This is a genomic window from Priestia abyssalis (genome assembly GCF_002019595.1).
Classification (GTDB): domain Bacteria; phylum Bacillota; class Bacilli; order Bacillales; family Bacillaceae_H; genus Bacillus_BA; species Bacillus_BA abyssalis.
The window spans coordinates 2,963,633-2,977,836 of the sequence record NZ_KV917369.1 but is presented as its reverse complement, the minus strand read 5'-3'; the positions used below and the strand labels follow the sequence as shown (position 1 = coordinate 2,977,836).

General features: G+C 37.4%; 13 protein-coding genes. 10 read left to right on the top strand and 3 right to left on the bottom strand.

All coding sequences use genetic code 11. The features are described from left to right. Positions 1-98 precede the first annotated feature (98 nt). The gene (locus BK575_RS14215; RefSeq protein WP_078410959.1) at positions 99-1,088 is read left to right on the top strand and encodes a LacI family DNA-binding transcriptional regulator; all 990 of its coding nucleotides are present in this window, start codon (positions 99-101) and stop codon (positions 1,086-1,088) included. A 718-nt stretch (positions 1,089-1,806) separates the two neighbouring features. Here the strand turns inward: BK575_RS14215 and BK575_RS14205 are convergent. After that, on the bottom strand, positions 1,807-2,184 hold the full coding sequence (locus BK575_RS14205) for a DUF4430 domain-containing protein (RefSeq protein ID WP_078410958.1): 378 nt from the start codon (positions 2,182-2,184) through the stop codon (positions 1,807-1,809). Positions 2,185-2,277: 93 nt separating this feature from the next. Further along, positions 2,278-2,433, bottom strand: a complete 156-nt coding sequence (locus tag BK575_RS28640) for a hypothetical protein (RefSeq protein ID WP_169907812.1) — start codon at positions 2,431-2,433, stop codon at positions 2,278-2,280. Between the two features lie 433 nt (positions 2,434-2,866). On the opposite strand from BK575_RS28640, the gene BK575_RS14200 reads away from it, so the two are divergent. Beyond that, positions 2,867-3,640: a TerC family protein gene (locus BK575_RS14200; protein ID WP_078410957.1), complete on the top strand. Its 774-nt coding sequence runs from the start codon at positions 2,867-2,869 to the stop codon at positions 3,638-3,640. A 348-nt stretch (positions 3,641-3,988) separates the two neighbouring features. On the opposite strand, the gene BK575_RS14195 is transcribed toward BK575_RS14200, so the two are convergent. Further along, on the bottom strand, positions 3,989-4,900 hold the full coding sequence (locus BK575_RS14195; RefSeq protein ID WP_078410956.1) for a LysR family transcriptional regulator: 912 nt from the start codon (positions 4,898-4,900) through the stop codon (positions 3,989-3,991). A 146-nt stretch (positions 4,901-5,046) separates the two neighbouring features. Between BK575_RS14195 and gdhA the strand changes: the two genes are divergently transcribed. From gdhA to BK575_RS14155, 8 genes are all read left to right on the top strand, one after another. Continuing rightward, positions 5,047-6,429: an NADP-specific glutamate dehydrogenase gene (gdhA, locus tag BK575_RS14190; protein ID WP_078410955.1), complete on the top strand. Its 1,383-nt coding sequence runs from the start codon at positions 5,047-5,049 to the stop codon at positions 6,427-6,429. A gap of 552 nt (positions 6,430-6,981) precedes the next feature. Beyond that, the gene (locus tag BK575_RS14185) at positions 6,982-9,507 is read left to right on the top strand and encodes a SpoIID/LytB domain-containing protein (RefSeq protein ID WP_078410954.1); all 2,526 of its coding nucleotides are present in this window, start codon (positions 6,982-6,984) and stop codon (positions 9,505-9,507) included. A 496-nt stretch (positions 9,508-10,003) separates the two neighbouring features. Then, positions 10,004-10,171, top strand: a complete 168-nt coding sequence (locus tag BK575_RS28635) for a hypothetical protein (RefSeq protein WP_169907810.1) — start codon at positions 10,004-10,006, stop codon at positions 10,169-10,171. 350 nt (positions 10,172-10,521) lie between these two features. Continuing rightward, a complete protein-coding gene (locus tag BK575_RS14180; protein WP_078410953.1) occupies positions 10,522-11,103 on the top strand; it encodes an SMI1/KNR4 family protein in 582 nt (193 codons plus the stop codon). Positions 11,104-11,179: 76 nt separating this feature from the next. After that, entirely contained in the window at positions 11,180-11,833 is a 654-nt protein-coding gene (locus BK575_RS14175) for a hypothetical protein (protein WP_078410952.1), read from the top strand. A gap of 150 nt (positions 11,834-11,983) precedes the next feature. Next, positions 11,984-12,397, top strand: a complete 414-nt coding sequence (locus BK575_RS14170; protein WP_078410951.1) for a hypothetical protein — start codon at positions 11,984-11,986, stop codon at positions 12,395-12,397. Between the two features lie 663 nt (positions 12,398-13,060). After that, positions 13,061-13,483: a hypothetical protein gene (locus tag BK575_RS14160; protein WP_078410949.1), complete on the top strand. Its 423-nt coding sequence runs from the start codon at positions 13,061-13,063 to the stop codon at positions 13,481-13,483. 192 nt (positions 13,484-13,675) lie between these two features. After that, positions 13,676-13,864, top strand: a complete 189-nt coding sequence (locus BK575_RS14155; RefSeq protein WP_078410948.1) for a transcription initiation factor TFIIIB — start codon at positions 13,676-13,678, stop codon at positions 13,862-13,864. Positions 13,865-14,204 lie beyond the last annotated feature (340 nt).

Genomic DNA, 14,204 nt, shown 5'->3' with positions numbered 1-14,204 from the left:
AAAATAACCTCCTTTAAAGCGTGTAGATGTCATTTGAGCTATAATAAATGGTGAAAACGATTCCAGGTCAAAGTTTTTTGGGGATAAGGAGAAGAAATATGCCGACAATAGATGAAATTGCCAAAAAAAGCGGGGTTTCGCGCTCGACGGTTTCGCGGGTGTTGAATCATCATCCGTACGTGTCTGAAACGAAACGTTTTGCCGTTATGCAGGCGATACAAGAACTCAATTACATTCCCAACGCCATTGCGAGGCAGCTAAGGTCCAGATCGACAAGGGTCATCGCGATTTTAGTGCCCGATGCACAGCATCCTTTTTTCAGCCAGCTCATTCAAAGCATGTCCCAAGTCTTAATGGAAAAAGGGTATAAGTCATCGATTGTCCAAACCTTTTATCGGAAGGATATTGAAATCGAAACGCTACAGCTTTTAACGTGTAGAGAGGTAGATGGAGTGATTCTCACTTCTTTAGAAAATAAATGGGAAGATGTAGAAGTCTTTCTAAGCTACGGTCCCGTCATTCTTTGCAACGAGTATGAAGAAAACGCCCCGATCCCCATTTTTTGCTATGATGAGTATGGAGCAGCTTATAAAGCGGTGAGCTATCTCATTCAGCAAAATCACGAAAAGATTGGTTTTTGCTTCGACGTCGCTCACAGCAAAGCCCAGCAATTGCGCCGAAAAGGATACATAGACGCGCTGCAGGAAGCCCGATTGCCGATAAAAGAAGAGTGGATGTTCGAAGGAGCAATGAAGATTGAAGACGGCTTTCGAATCTTCCAGCAAATAAGGGCATTAAATGACTGTCCCACCGCCATTTTTACAGGTAATGACCAAGTCGCTGCCGGTATGATTAAAGCGGCGGCTAACCATGGATGGGTAGTACCAGGGGATTTGGCTGTCATCGGCTATGATAATCAAAGTATTTGCCAGGTGACGACTCCGACGATCACTACTATTTCGATCCCGATTATGGAAGTGGGGATGGAGGCGGCTGTAAGTATGATAGAGTGCCTGAGCGGCTATCATGAGATTAAACGTACCGTAAAAATATTTACAGGTCATTTATACATAAGGGAGTCGTGCTAAATGGGCCGCCCTTTAAAACTTGGATTCGATGTAATCCAAGTTTTTTGTTACTCGGTAAAATCTATATAAACCTCTGCAAAGAGCTTGTACAACAAATTGATTTTCATTTTACTATTTTTAGGAATCAGAATGGCAGAGAAAAATTTAAAGACAATCAGAAGGCAAAATGACCGAATTATCAATATGTGCAGCTGCTGGAAGAGGATTCACAAGCAGTATACAGCATTCTTACGGATGAAATCCTCGGTCAGCGATGAGGCATGGCCCTCCGTCAAAAATCAAATTGATTTTAATAGTGGGCCATGTGGTCAAAGCGACAATGATTCACCATCGTCAGGCACATAAACGTCTGACGATACAGGTGATACTGAAGGGAGCGGAACCAATGAAGTATAATGTGGTGGAAAGAGATCGTTTTCGAGTAGTAGGAGTGAAACGGGAGTTTTCATTAATCAATAGGGAAAATCTCGCTAACATTCCGAAATTTGGATACCGGTAAAGTAAGCATATTTTAGTAGTGGAGAAGAGTGTAGGCACTGCTCGAATAAAGTAAAGTGTCTGTCCCATAAGTCATAAAAATTATTTTTTACTGAAAGCTCCCGCCACTGAATCCTTGATTTTACTGGATTTTCATGGCGGGGCCTTTCAGGAGAGTGAACCAAAAGGGGTGCTTTTTATACCTTTTGGGTCACTCTCTTTAACATCAATTCTCGTTTTCCTATTTCAAAATGTCTAAACGGTTCCAATCTCTTAAAGCCCATACAATTTCGTCATTTGCATAAAGCGTTACCTCATCCAGACTGAGCTGAACAAAATGTCCATTGACAAATGCAGCCCAATGGATGTTTTTCTCAGGAATGGAACGAATGCCGTTTATGGAGATAATGTGACCCTGGGATTCTTCGATTTCAAACGCTTTTTTCGTCACATCGTACAACGTTTCTCCTTCTTGAAACGACACTTCCTTCGATAGAACTAACTCATTTTGCTGGTTCATCAGCTTGAATGTACTGACGGTGTCTATGGCAAATACGGGCGAGGAAATAACAAGGAGAGCAATTATCAAAAATACGGCCATTCTCTTCAGCTTCATCATTAAGCCTCCCTACATGAAATGTATTTTTTATAGTGTGAACAAATGAGTCAACATTTATAAATCAATAAAAAGCCGTTGCTTCTTTTGCAACGGCTAGAGTCGATCATCTTCATACAACTCATAGTAATCACCTTGTATCTCTTCATCACTTCTTGTGAAAGGAACAAGATCAACACCTAACTCTTCTTCTAATGTTCTAATCTTTTCCCATTGCTTGTCATTTAAATCCGCAATAAGTGTTTTTTTCATTACATACACCTCCAGCTGTTAGTTTTTGTTATTTTATTAAATGTATGTATGATACCTTTTAGAGTGAAGAAATGGTATATAATTTCTCATAAAAAACTTAAACAAAGTATGCCATCATAACAAAGTAACTTCAAAGACCTTAGTCGTAATAGCCAAATAGGCAGGGGAATTGAAGAAGGTGTTAAAAGGCCACGATGTTTTAAAAGTTTATCGACAACCTGAAAAAGGTATATGGATATCGTAAATCCCTAAAGGTCTATACAAAAATTCAAGAATCTGGTTTTTATTTAACTTATAGCGAATAGAGTACAGGGGAATAGCTGCCTAAATAATTACAGCCGTATTCTCAAGGAATATCTGTGCCTTATAGGGCAATTCTATTGTTAGCGGGATCTTTAAATAACATTTTAAGTTTTAGAAAGGAGAGAGGTGGATGGAGTCTCTCTGGCTAGAGTATGCTTGGGCATTGTTAATTCTAATTGGATTAGAAGGATTGTTATCGGCTGACAATGCCCTTGTACTAGCAGTTATAGCCAAGCATTTACCCGAAGATCAGAAAAAAAGAGCTATAAATTACGGAATCGTTATGGCCTTTGCTTTCCGATTTGCTGCACTTTTTGCCATTTCTTTTATCGCAAACGTCTGGCAGATACAGGCGATAGGAGCAGTTTATCTTCTTTACTTAGGCTTAAAGCATGTCATTCAGGCCCGCTTCGGAAAAGAAAATGAGAATATTCAAAAGGACGTTGAAGAGGAATCCGCTGGGAAAGGGTTCTGGCCCACAGTAGGGAAGATTGCTATAGCTGACCTGGCTTTTGCAATTGATTCGATTTTAGCTGCGGTTGCTCTAGCCCTCGGTCTTCCAGATTCACCGCTTGATGACTTCGGCGGCATGGATGGAGGACAGTTTATTGTAGTTCTTCTTGGAGGTATTGCTGGCCTTGTTTTGATTAAGTATGCAGCAACTTGGTTTGTGCAACTTCTTGATAAACGTCCAGCACTGGAAACAACAGCATATGCAATTGTTGCCTGGGTCGGTGTCAAACTTGCTGTCATTACTTTTGCCCATGAGGATATAGGTGTCTTAGATCATCATTTTCCTCACAGTACCGCTTGGACGCTGATTTTCTATGGAGTATTAGTTGGTATTGCTCTAATTGGTTGGTTTGCACCAGGAAAAAAATCACTCGAGAAGAAAAATGCCTAAAAGGTAACAAAGAAAGATTGCCGGGGCGATCTATTGAAGTAGTTATGTTTACAACTATGAAATATTAGTGAAAAACAGACAGAAATTTTATTTTTTCTGTCTGTTTTTCCTCTTAAAATGAGTATGATTCACTGTCATCGGGCACTAATGCATGGAAGAAAACTTTCTAATCATGGATATTGCCAGTATTATGGAATTATTAATTGATTGAGTCAATAAAGAAAATGGTTTCTTGAGGATGATTTTGATTTTATAGGAAAAAATCTAATTTTGTCGAAATATAAGATGAATGGAGATGGTTAAAAGTGATTAATGAAGCAAAGAACCATCCCCTTTCTTTTCCGTTTTTTACTTTCCAAACTCATTTAGTCTTTCATAAGTTTCAAGCAGGAAATCATAAAACAAGGCTTCGGTTGGGAGCAGTTCACGTTGGGTCGGGTAGATGACCCCGACTGTTCTTGTAAGACCTGCATCTGATATTGGAATCATGACGGTGGACCGCGGTGTGTTGTCTACCAAAGTCATCTCTGGCATCAATGCGACACCTAAGCCTGCAGAGACTAACCCTTTTAAGGCATCAATATCTTTCCCTTCGAATGCAATTTGTGGCGAAAAGCCTGCATCATTACATGCTTGCACCACTTGCTTGCGAAATATAAACCCTTCAGGCAGGACACAGAATGGGTCAGCTTTTAACTCCCGTAATCTAATCGATTTCCGTTCAGCTAATGGATGATGAAAAGGGATGAGGGCAACTATATTTTCTGTGAAAAGAGTCGCTCCTTTAATTTTTTTCTCTTTTTCCGGATTGGGCATGGGTGCAATCATGGCCAAATTAAATTCACCATTTACGACACCATCGATTAAATCATAATAAAGTGCATTGCTCATTTGAAATTTAGCCTCTGGGTACCGAGTGCGAAAAGAATAAATGATGGAAGGTAATGTATGAGCCGCCATACTAATAGGGAATGCAATTCGAACGGTCCCTTTTTCAGGATTTAAATATTCTTCTACTTCTCTCTTTGCATCCTCCATCAAATTCCACACTTGTTTCATCCGTTCGAAAAAAATTCTGCCTAGAGGGGTCAGCTTTACGCTTCTTCCCTCACGTATAAAAAGTTCTACACCTAATTCGCTTTCTAAATTGAAAATTTGTCTGCTAACAGAAGATTGGGCGACATGCAAGGCATCTGCTGCCTCTGTTACATGCTCTCTTTTTGCAACTTCCAGAAAATATTTAATTTGCCTCGTTTCCATTTTGATCACTCCATTTTAATGCGTTTAACGCATTAATTTCATCGGAAATTAATATTGGAACTATTAATTATAAAATTATAAAATGAAAACACATTTAAGAAAAGAAAATTTTCCGAACTTTAAAATATATTTAGGGGCTGAATGTTATGAAAGTGCTGGATAAAGTAGAAGAGAATCAAACGCAAATCGTGAAAGAGTACGTAAATCGGTTGTTTCAAAGTGTTCAAATGCGTAATTCGAATGAGTGGGAATTCCAGCAGGCTGTTAAAGAAGTACTGGATTCTTTAGTACCTGTCCTTGTGAAAAATCCGATCTATATGAAACAAGCCGTTCTAGAAAGAATGATTGAACCAGAGCGATTGATTACCTTTAGAGTTCCATGGGTGGATGATAAAGGGAATGTAAAAGTGAACCGCGGATATCGTGTTCAGTTTAATAGTGCCATCGGGCCTTATAAGGGGGGATTAAGATTTCACCCTTCTGTTAACGCAAGCATTATAAAATTTCTCGGGTTTGAGCAAATCTTCAAAAATTCATTAACAGGGCAGCCGATAGGCGGTGGAAAAGGCGGTTCTGACTTCGATCCAAAAGGTAAATCTGATTTAGAAATCATGCGCTTTTGTCAGAGCTTTATGACGGAGCTTAGCAAACATATTGGGCCGGATATCGATGTTCCCGCCGGGGATATAGGAGTAGGGGCTAAAGAGATCGGTTATATGTTCGGGCAATATAAAAAATTAAAAGGTGCTTATGAAGCAGGTGTACTAACTGGAAAAGGCATTGGTTATGGAGGAAGCTTAGGCCGGAAAGAAGCGACAGGATATGGAGCGGTATATTTTGTAGAAGAAATGCTTAAAAATCAGGGATTAAGCTTTAAGGGAAGTACAGTTGTGGTATCTGGTTCAGGAAATGTTTCGATTTATGCAATGGAAAAAGCAATGCAGTTTGGTGCAAAAGTGGTAGCATGCAGCGATTCAAGCGGCTATGTTTTTGATCCAAATGGAATTAACCTAAATACGGTTAAACGATTAAAAGAAGTAGAGAATAAAAGAATTGTTGAATATGTCAACGAACATCCAGATGCTATATATCAAGAAGGGTGTTCAGGCATATGGGCGATCCCGTGCGATATCGCTTTGCCATGTGCAACGCAAAATGAGTTAAATAAGGAAGCGGCAGAAATACTAGTGTCGAACGGGGTAAAGGCAGTGGGCGAAGGTGCAAATATGCCTTCTACTCAAGGAGCCATCGATATATTTATGGATCACCATATTTTATTTGCTCCCGGAAAAGCAGCAAATGCAGGCGGAGTTGCAGTCTCCGCGTTAGAAATGGCGCAAAATAGTGCAAGGCTGGCTTGGACACAAGAAGAAGTGGATATGAAATTACAAGGTATCATGAAAGATATTTATTGTAAAAGTATGAAAGCATCAGAAGATTATGATGCTCCAGGGAATCTTATTGTCGGCGCTAATATAGCTGGATTCGTAAAAGTAGCTGATGCCATGATCGAGCAGGGAGTTATCTAAATCTAGTTATCTAAGAGTGTTTTTGTGATTCTATTTCTTTCATTTTTTATGGTGGTTGGAGTGGCACTTTGTATGTCTCCTTCCGAGGCTAAAATGCTGATTTATCAAGTGTGTATGAATAAAAAAATAGACAAGTCAAAATCCCTTGGGCTTCAAGGGATTTTTTTTTCGTTTTTTCTAACATGAACTCGTATGTCAATTAAAAATGTATAGAACATCCACTGTTCTTTTTCGATTAAATGGAATTTAAAGGATTTTTTTGCGTATGTCAACAAAAAGAGGTTGGGTACTTTTGGGACGTCTAAAAAGGTATCCAACCTCTTTTATTGCTATGGAAACTAATAGGAAATCTCCTGTTTTTTTCTTATAAGAAAGTCTAAATCTGATACGGTACTTGCAATCGATTAGGATTTTTTATACCAGAACGGATTTTGGCATAAAAAGTAGAAGGTTCATAGATAGTATAAAAATTAGTAGAAAATATTTATTGATGTATAATTTTGGAGCGGTTACTATTATTTAGTAAATGATTAACAAGAGAGGGGTTCATACATGAAAACATTACGGAAGGGAATGCTGTTAGCTTTAGTATTTGTCATGATCCTGTCGTTGATTCCAGGAATACCGGCAAAGGCAGCAGAAGAGCCCATTATTCGAGTAAAACTTAAAAACTATCTTGGTAACCGATCCGAGATTATCGTCAGACCAGAAGTATTGTACACAACGAATCTATCAAACTTAAAACTGGAAGCTAATCAGACGTACACGCTGAAGGTTAGCAATGGCAACATTATTATTCTGAAGGGTTCAACCGAAGTGGGCAAAGCCTCGCAGGTGGAAGTGAAGCCTGAGAAAGGAAAAGGTCCGCTTTCCATTAATGGCCGTCGATATTTAGGGAGCTTCACATTTGCTGTTGAAGATCAGAAATACGTCCGCCCAATTAATTCTATTGGTCTTGAAGATTATTTAAAAGGAGTCGTCCCGGCTGAAATGCCACCTTCTTGGCATGAGGATGCCTTGAAGGCACAGACTGTTGCGGCGCGAACCTATGCCATGGGCTATATCAACAAAATTCCTGATGACACACAATATTACCAGGTATACGGCGGATACACTTGGGACGAAAATGCGACGAAAGCAGTTGAAGAAACAGAAGGCCAAGTGATTACTTACGGTGGTAAACCGATTGGTTCCGATGCCCTCTTTTCATCGAGCAATGGAGGGAAGACCGAATCAAATGCAAATGTTTGGAACAGCACAGCGCGGCCATACTTGCCGATCAAAGACGATCCATATGATCTACAAATTGAGTGGAACTTAAGTATTAAGAAGAAACAAATCGACACTTCTGAATTAGACCTCACGAAAGCGGATATGTGGTGGGCTTCTACAATGGAGGCTGAACAAACAACCATTCTGGCTAATATTAAAACTTGGCTGCAAGCCAATGGGTACGCAAACAAGGAAATTAAAATTACCACTATTTCTGATTTTTCTCTGCATGGAAAAACATCTGGCGGCAGGGTAAGCAAAGGGAGCATTACGATTGAATTTTTAATCAAGGAACAGGGAAAAGCATTACTAGAGCGTCGTGAATTGAAAGACGTATCTGCTTCGACAATAAGAGCGATGGTGGGCCTTGACGAAAAGAAAAGATACTTCTTAATGAAAAGCTATTTAGTAGACACGGTTGAGACTACTGACGAAACCATTGAAGTATCAGGAAAGGGCTTTGGGCATGGTGTTGGATTAAGCCAGTATGGGGCCAAGAAAGCGGCGGAATCCGGTAAAACCTATCAAGAGATTCTCGCTTTCTATTATGAAAAAACTAGTCTGATAACAGCTTACCACTCAACGCCTGAGCAGCCTGGACCAGTCGAACCGGCACCGGTTCCGACTCCTGAGCCTGAAAAGGATGTAACAGCACCTGCGATTAAAGACGTGAAGACATCTTATGATTCAAAAACAAATCAGGCCACACTCAACTTCGCTACTAACGAAAACGCGAAAGTGACTGTGTATGTTAAAGATCAAAACGGCAAAGTTTTATCCTACCTTGTCAATGGTGCTCAAAAGCAGGCAGGAATTCATTCAGCCGTATGGAAGGCAACCAGCGTGAATAAGGAGAAATATACATGGAGTATTACAGCTGTCGACAGCCACAACAATAAGAGCTCATTATCCGTTCTATTCACACTAACAAGTCCTGCACCAATAGAACCGAAAGTAATGTGGGGAGCTAATGAATTGGCAAAGGGACAAATTGGAAGAATTGTCTTCCTCAAAGATGTGAAGCTGTATAAACGAGATTCCAGTGGACCTTCTTTCCATAGAGTAGCCAAAAAAGGTTCGATGTGGAGAGTTTACGATATTAAAAATATTAATGGAATTTCGGTTTATAATTTAAGTGGAAATGTTTTTGTATCTCGGTCAAACCTTTCTACCTATGAAAAGGCTCCTGATGAAAAAATCCAAGCATTAGGAGTGAAGGTGCATGACCTTTCTCTTCCATTACTCGGTCAAAGAGAAAGCTCCAGCGGGGTTCCTCTTTCTTATGAAGTGAACTATCCACAATTTTCTGGTCTTTACAACAAAACGATTGAAAACAATATGAATACTTTATTTTTTAATATGGCAAACGAAGCAAGGAAAGAGCAAATCAAATTATTTGAACAGAAGACAGAAAAGCCGAATTATCATGACTCCGGCAGCATGTATTATTCGGTAGAGTACAATCGTAACAATGTATTGAGCACCAATGTCATGTTTCATAAAGACAATAAAGTGATGTATTCAACTGTTAATTTTAACTTAATGACAGGTAAAAGGATTTACCTGAAAGATGTGCTAACAAGAAAAGAGCAAGTTGAAAAAGTAACTCAATACATAAAAGAAAAATATGTATTTGCTAACCGATTTGGCCAGATGAACTTAAGTGAATATGACTTTTACTTTGTTGATGAATTAACATTTAACGGAAATGAACAAGAACATTTATCCGGAATATATATTATCCTTAAAGATCCATTCACATCGGAATGTTATCCAGCTTACGTTCCAAAACATATTTATCAGTAGTTTTTCTTCAAAAATTTAAAGAGGCTGCCTCATAGCCTCTAACAAAACATAAAAACTGGTTTTTTCTTGAAGGACTCGTCACATAATCTCTTGGTTTTACAGGGGACTCATGGGACCTTTCAGGAGGATGACCAAAAAGGGCCGTATTTTGCCCTTTTCGGTCATCCTCTTTTTAGCTTTTTCATTTACTAAGAAATAAAGGCAATATAGATTTTGTGCAGTAAACAAAGAGAAACTGAGTTGGATTAAATGGAGGATGTAGTTGTTTCTGTTCGCAGCGATTGTATCAGAAATAAAGTAAGCTAATATTCAATGCGTTAGGAGGGGCGGTTAGTTATTACATTTTTCAAGAAAAGAAGGGCTGATCTCCACAGAGAAGGTCAACCATTCATTTAGACAAATTGAAAGCTCGATAGCAAATGTTTCGGACGAAGTTCAAAAGGCAGGGGCATCCATTGCACAGGTTCATACAAGCAGCAATGATATCGTTCATGTAATGGATACGGTAAAAGAAGTCGCTGAAAGGGCAGCCTACTTCAGCCGGGAAAGCTCGTCAGCTACTCAGGAACAAGCAGCATCCGAGGAAATTTCCGCTTCTGCCGGCTCGTTAGCCCAACTAGCTGCACAGCTGCAGCAGACATTAACAAAATTTACAGTTAGATAGAACGGTGACAACGAAAGCCCTGCTGTGACGGCAGGGTTTCAACTGAATAAAAAGGAGATTTCAAAGGAATTTGATGCTATTTCATACAGGAGGTTGATTATTATTGTGGAAAACGCTAAAGAAATGAGCTTTTTGTAAAAATAAGAATTGCATAAAAACCTTGTTATTTATTCATTTCCAGAGGGTTTAAATACTGATATATCAATGATGTATAAAATCGTGCATAAACGATAAAATGGGCCAACTTGAAACTCCTTGGCACTCAAGAGTTTTGTTTGTGTTTGATTTTTTGTAAGAAGTTTTATGTAAACTAAAATTGTATACTATATTCATAGCAGGAGGGATGTAAAGTGAAGGAGATTTGGAACAGATTTGAACAATGGGTAGAGTTAAATTGTCCGAGTATTTTAGAGACTTTGAATGATGCAGCGACGGAAGCAGAGATCTCTCAAGTCGAACAAAAAATGGGGCTTATATTTCCAAAAAGTTTTAAAGAATTATTACTCATACATAATGGACAAAGAGATGAAGGTATTGGAGTTATCGGGAACTATTATTTATTATCCCTAGAGGAGATATTATATACATGGATAACCATGAAAGAGCTATTAGATAACAAGGAATTTGAAGACTTTGAAGAGGTAGAACCTGTTGGACCAGTGAAGAAAGAATATTGGTGGAACCCTCGTTGGATTTCAATAGCTACAAATGGTGCTGGTGATGATATTTGTATTGATTTAGATCCAGCTGAGGGAGGAACAATGGGCCAAATTATTACATTTTGGCATGATTGGGAAGAACGTAAGGTTATATCAACCGGTTTAGAGGATTGGTTTAGACGGATTATAGAAAAAATTGAAGATGGAACATACAAGCTAATTGAAGAAGATGGAGAGCTGCTTTTTAACGATGATGGCTTCACTGGAGAGTAATTTAATATAACTTCCACCTTCGGGTTTTATGTAAATTAAAAATGTATTTGTTGGGAAAGAAAAAGAGGAGAACTATATGGATTATATATCTGGCGGATATTATCTTATTAAATCGACGCACAGTTCAGTTCTTTCAGCTAGTGAGTGTATATGTGATAGGTATCCTGATATTTTTAGAGTGTTATGGAGTACTGTTATAAAGCAAGAAGTGGCAAGGGAAGAACTAAATCTAACGATAGAACAATTTTCAACTTTTCAGTCCTGGTTAGAGAAAAAAATAGATAACAGCTCTATTTTAGCTCCACCTACTTCATTTTGTGATTTGAATACAGCAAAAGATGCCTATTTTCACTTTTTGCATCGCATTCCCGATTTAAAGCTAATAGGAATTGGATTACCTCCTGTATTTATAAAGGATTTTGTTAGAATCCAGGGTGAATCGATTGTAGAAAAACAGCTTTATTTACAAAATCAGCTAGATCCTCGTGGAAAAGATTTAGGGTATGAAATATTAGGTTTAGATGATGCAGGAAACACACTACACTCCTATATTTGTAATGGATTAGATAAAGATTTTCAAATGTCCCACTCATTACAGTTAAACAAATATGGTTTTATTAATACTATAGACGAAGCTAAAAAGCTCTCAACGTATGCAAATGATATGTTGGAAGAAACGGATGTTGAGTATTGGGGACCTTGGATTGTTAGAGAATACAATTTGAAATAAGCGATAATTTCCGATGATCTGCACTTATGTGAACTCCTCTTGAAGACAGCAAGGGGGGTGTTTTTATTGAACCGTCTTTTTGCACTAACGGGCGCAGGTTAGTTCAACAAGAAGTATAATGTTTTTAGACCGAGAAAGAGGAGAATAGAAATGAAACGTAAGTTAAACGAAAAACAGTTGTTGAAACTGGCAGAAGAAATTCGTGATAAACAATACAACGGTGAACCCTTTGCCGAAGAGATGAAGGAGTTTCAAAAAAATGTACTATACCCAAATGTAGAAGAATTGTTTTTTAACGACCAAAATGAAAAATACATTGTAAAACGTGCATTGAGCTACAAAAACATAAAGCCAGGTGATTTATCCAGAGACGAGTTAATAAATCTGGTTAAAAGAATCCAAAACAATGAGGCGGACGAAGAATATAAAGCAGACCAGTTGATTCAAATAGTCAGTGACGCTGTAGTAGACCCTTATATTACTGATTATATTTTCTTTGAAGATGAATTAACTGCTGAACAAATAGTAGATAAGGCTCTCTCGTATAAACCGATTATTCTTTAATCTCTTCTAAAATGAGTCTTGTTAAGCTAACGGGGGCATTACTTCAATAAGAGGGATCGCTTTTTCTTATTGAACAAACGTGGTTTGTTAAATGGGGATTTTACAATATATACCGTTATCTGAGATTTTCCTTTATAAGATACAATAAAAAGAAAACTATTAAAGAATGGTGACCTTATATATGAAAAACTTTCTTATTAGGGCTATTTCGGGACTTGTAATTTTGTGTTTTCTCTTATATGTAGCCCCTATTTTAAATATTGAGTGGGTTCAAGAAGGAAATCCGAATCGTATGTTTATTGTACCTGTAGCCTTAGCTGGAGGATGGCTGAGTTCGTATCTTTACAAAGCAATGAAGAAATAAAGGATCTACTTTTTATCCAAATCTTTGTTTTACTAACGGAGGGAGTAGAAGAAGAACCAAAAATATAGCTGCTTATTTAGGCAGCTTTTTTACTTTATCGAAAGTATGATTTTAGATAAGAGCTTACATTCGCTGAATTTTATCCTAAATTAAAATTAATGTATAGCCGATTATATATTTAGAAACAAATACAACTAGCATATGGAGAAGAATATGGCTAACGAATTGCTTACTTGAGGAAAAAGGTAGAACAATAAGATATTAAATGAAATTCAGCCTATTATAAGGAGTTTATGAAAATGAGTATGGCAACTTATATTGGTTTAAATTTTGCAGTAAAACTTAGTGAATATTATACAGAGGATGAAGTTGAAATAGATTATGTTTTCTCTGAAGAAGAAAATCGTAATGTAGTTAAGCAGAAGCATTTTACTACGCCATATATTTATGAAGTATCTGAAAAAGGTCATCCTATTTGGCAAATGAATAAACATCACAAGATTCATTCACCACATAATTACGAAAAATCTAAAAATACTTTTCTCTATTTATGTCACCTACTGAAAGAGTTGCTTCCACAAGGGGATTATTGTGAAATTTATATTTGTTGGTTAGGTGAAGAGGATGAAGAACGTGAGAATGAGTTGAAAATTAATTTAGATAATCTACAAATTGAAACAATAGATATTTATGAAAAATGCTTTATTCGAATAGAAAATTAAATGGTTCAACTGAAAATAGATTAGCACTACTTTTTATTAGACTTACTAAATTAAAGTTGAGCTTTAGTTGAACAAAAATGGAGGAAACCCTATTTATCTGAGTTTCCTTTAATTTTGAGCCTATTATTAACATTAAAATTTAACAGAGCTAATAAATAAAGAAGTGATCCAAATGAAAGTTAGGTGGTATCTGTGGCAAATGAAAATTGCAATAAATGTGGGAATAGAACTTTGAATGAAGGGAAACTAAGTGGTTATGCTTCTGTACAACCAATTAATAAAATCTTTAGTACTGGTTCACCAATAAGGGTTTACTTTTGCTCCAAATGTGGTGAAGTAATGTCTATGCAAGTAGAAAATCCAGAGAAGTTCAACAAATAAAGGTTAAACTAACAGAGAAGTTTAAGCAGAGATAAAAAGCGAGCTGACTATTTAGGTGGCTTTTTCATTTATGAAAGTATGATTTCATATAAAAATCATACTTTCATTCCTTTAAATTTATTTGCTTTTATCGGAAAGGATATTACAGTGAATTCATCCAAAAGAATCGTACATTCAAATTCTTTATTTTAAAGGTGTTTAGAGAGTGGCTGGATTATCAACTGTTCTCCGGTATAAGAAAACAGGCGTAAAGAGCTAAACTCTTTACGCTTATTTCATTTCATTTCATAGAAAATGCATTTTAATTGGGATTTACGGGAAAAATTAAGATTTTATGTCG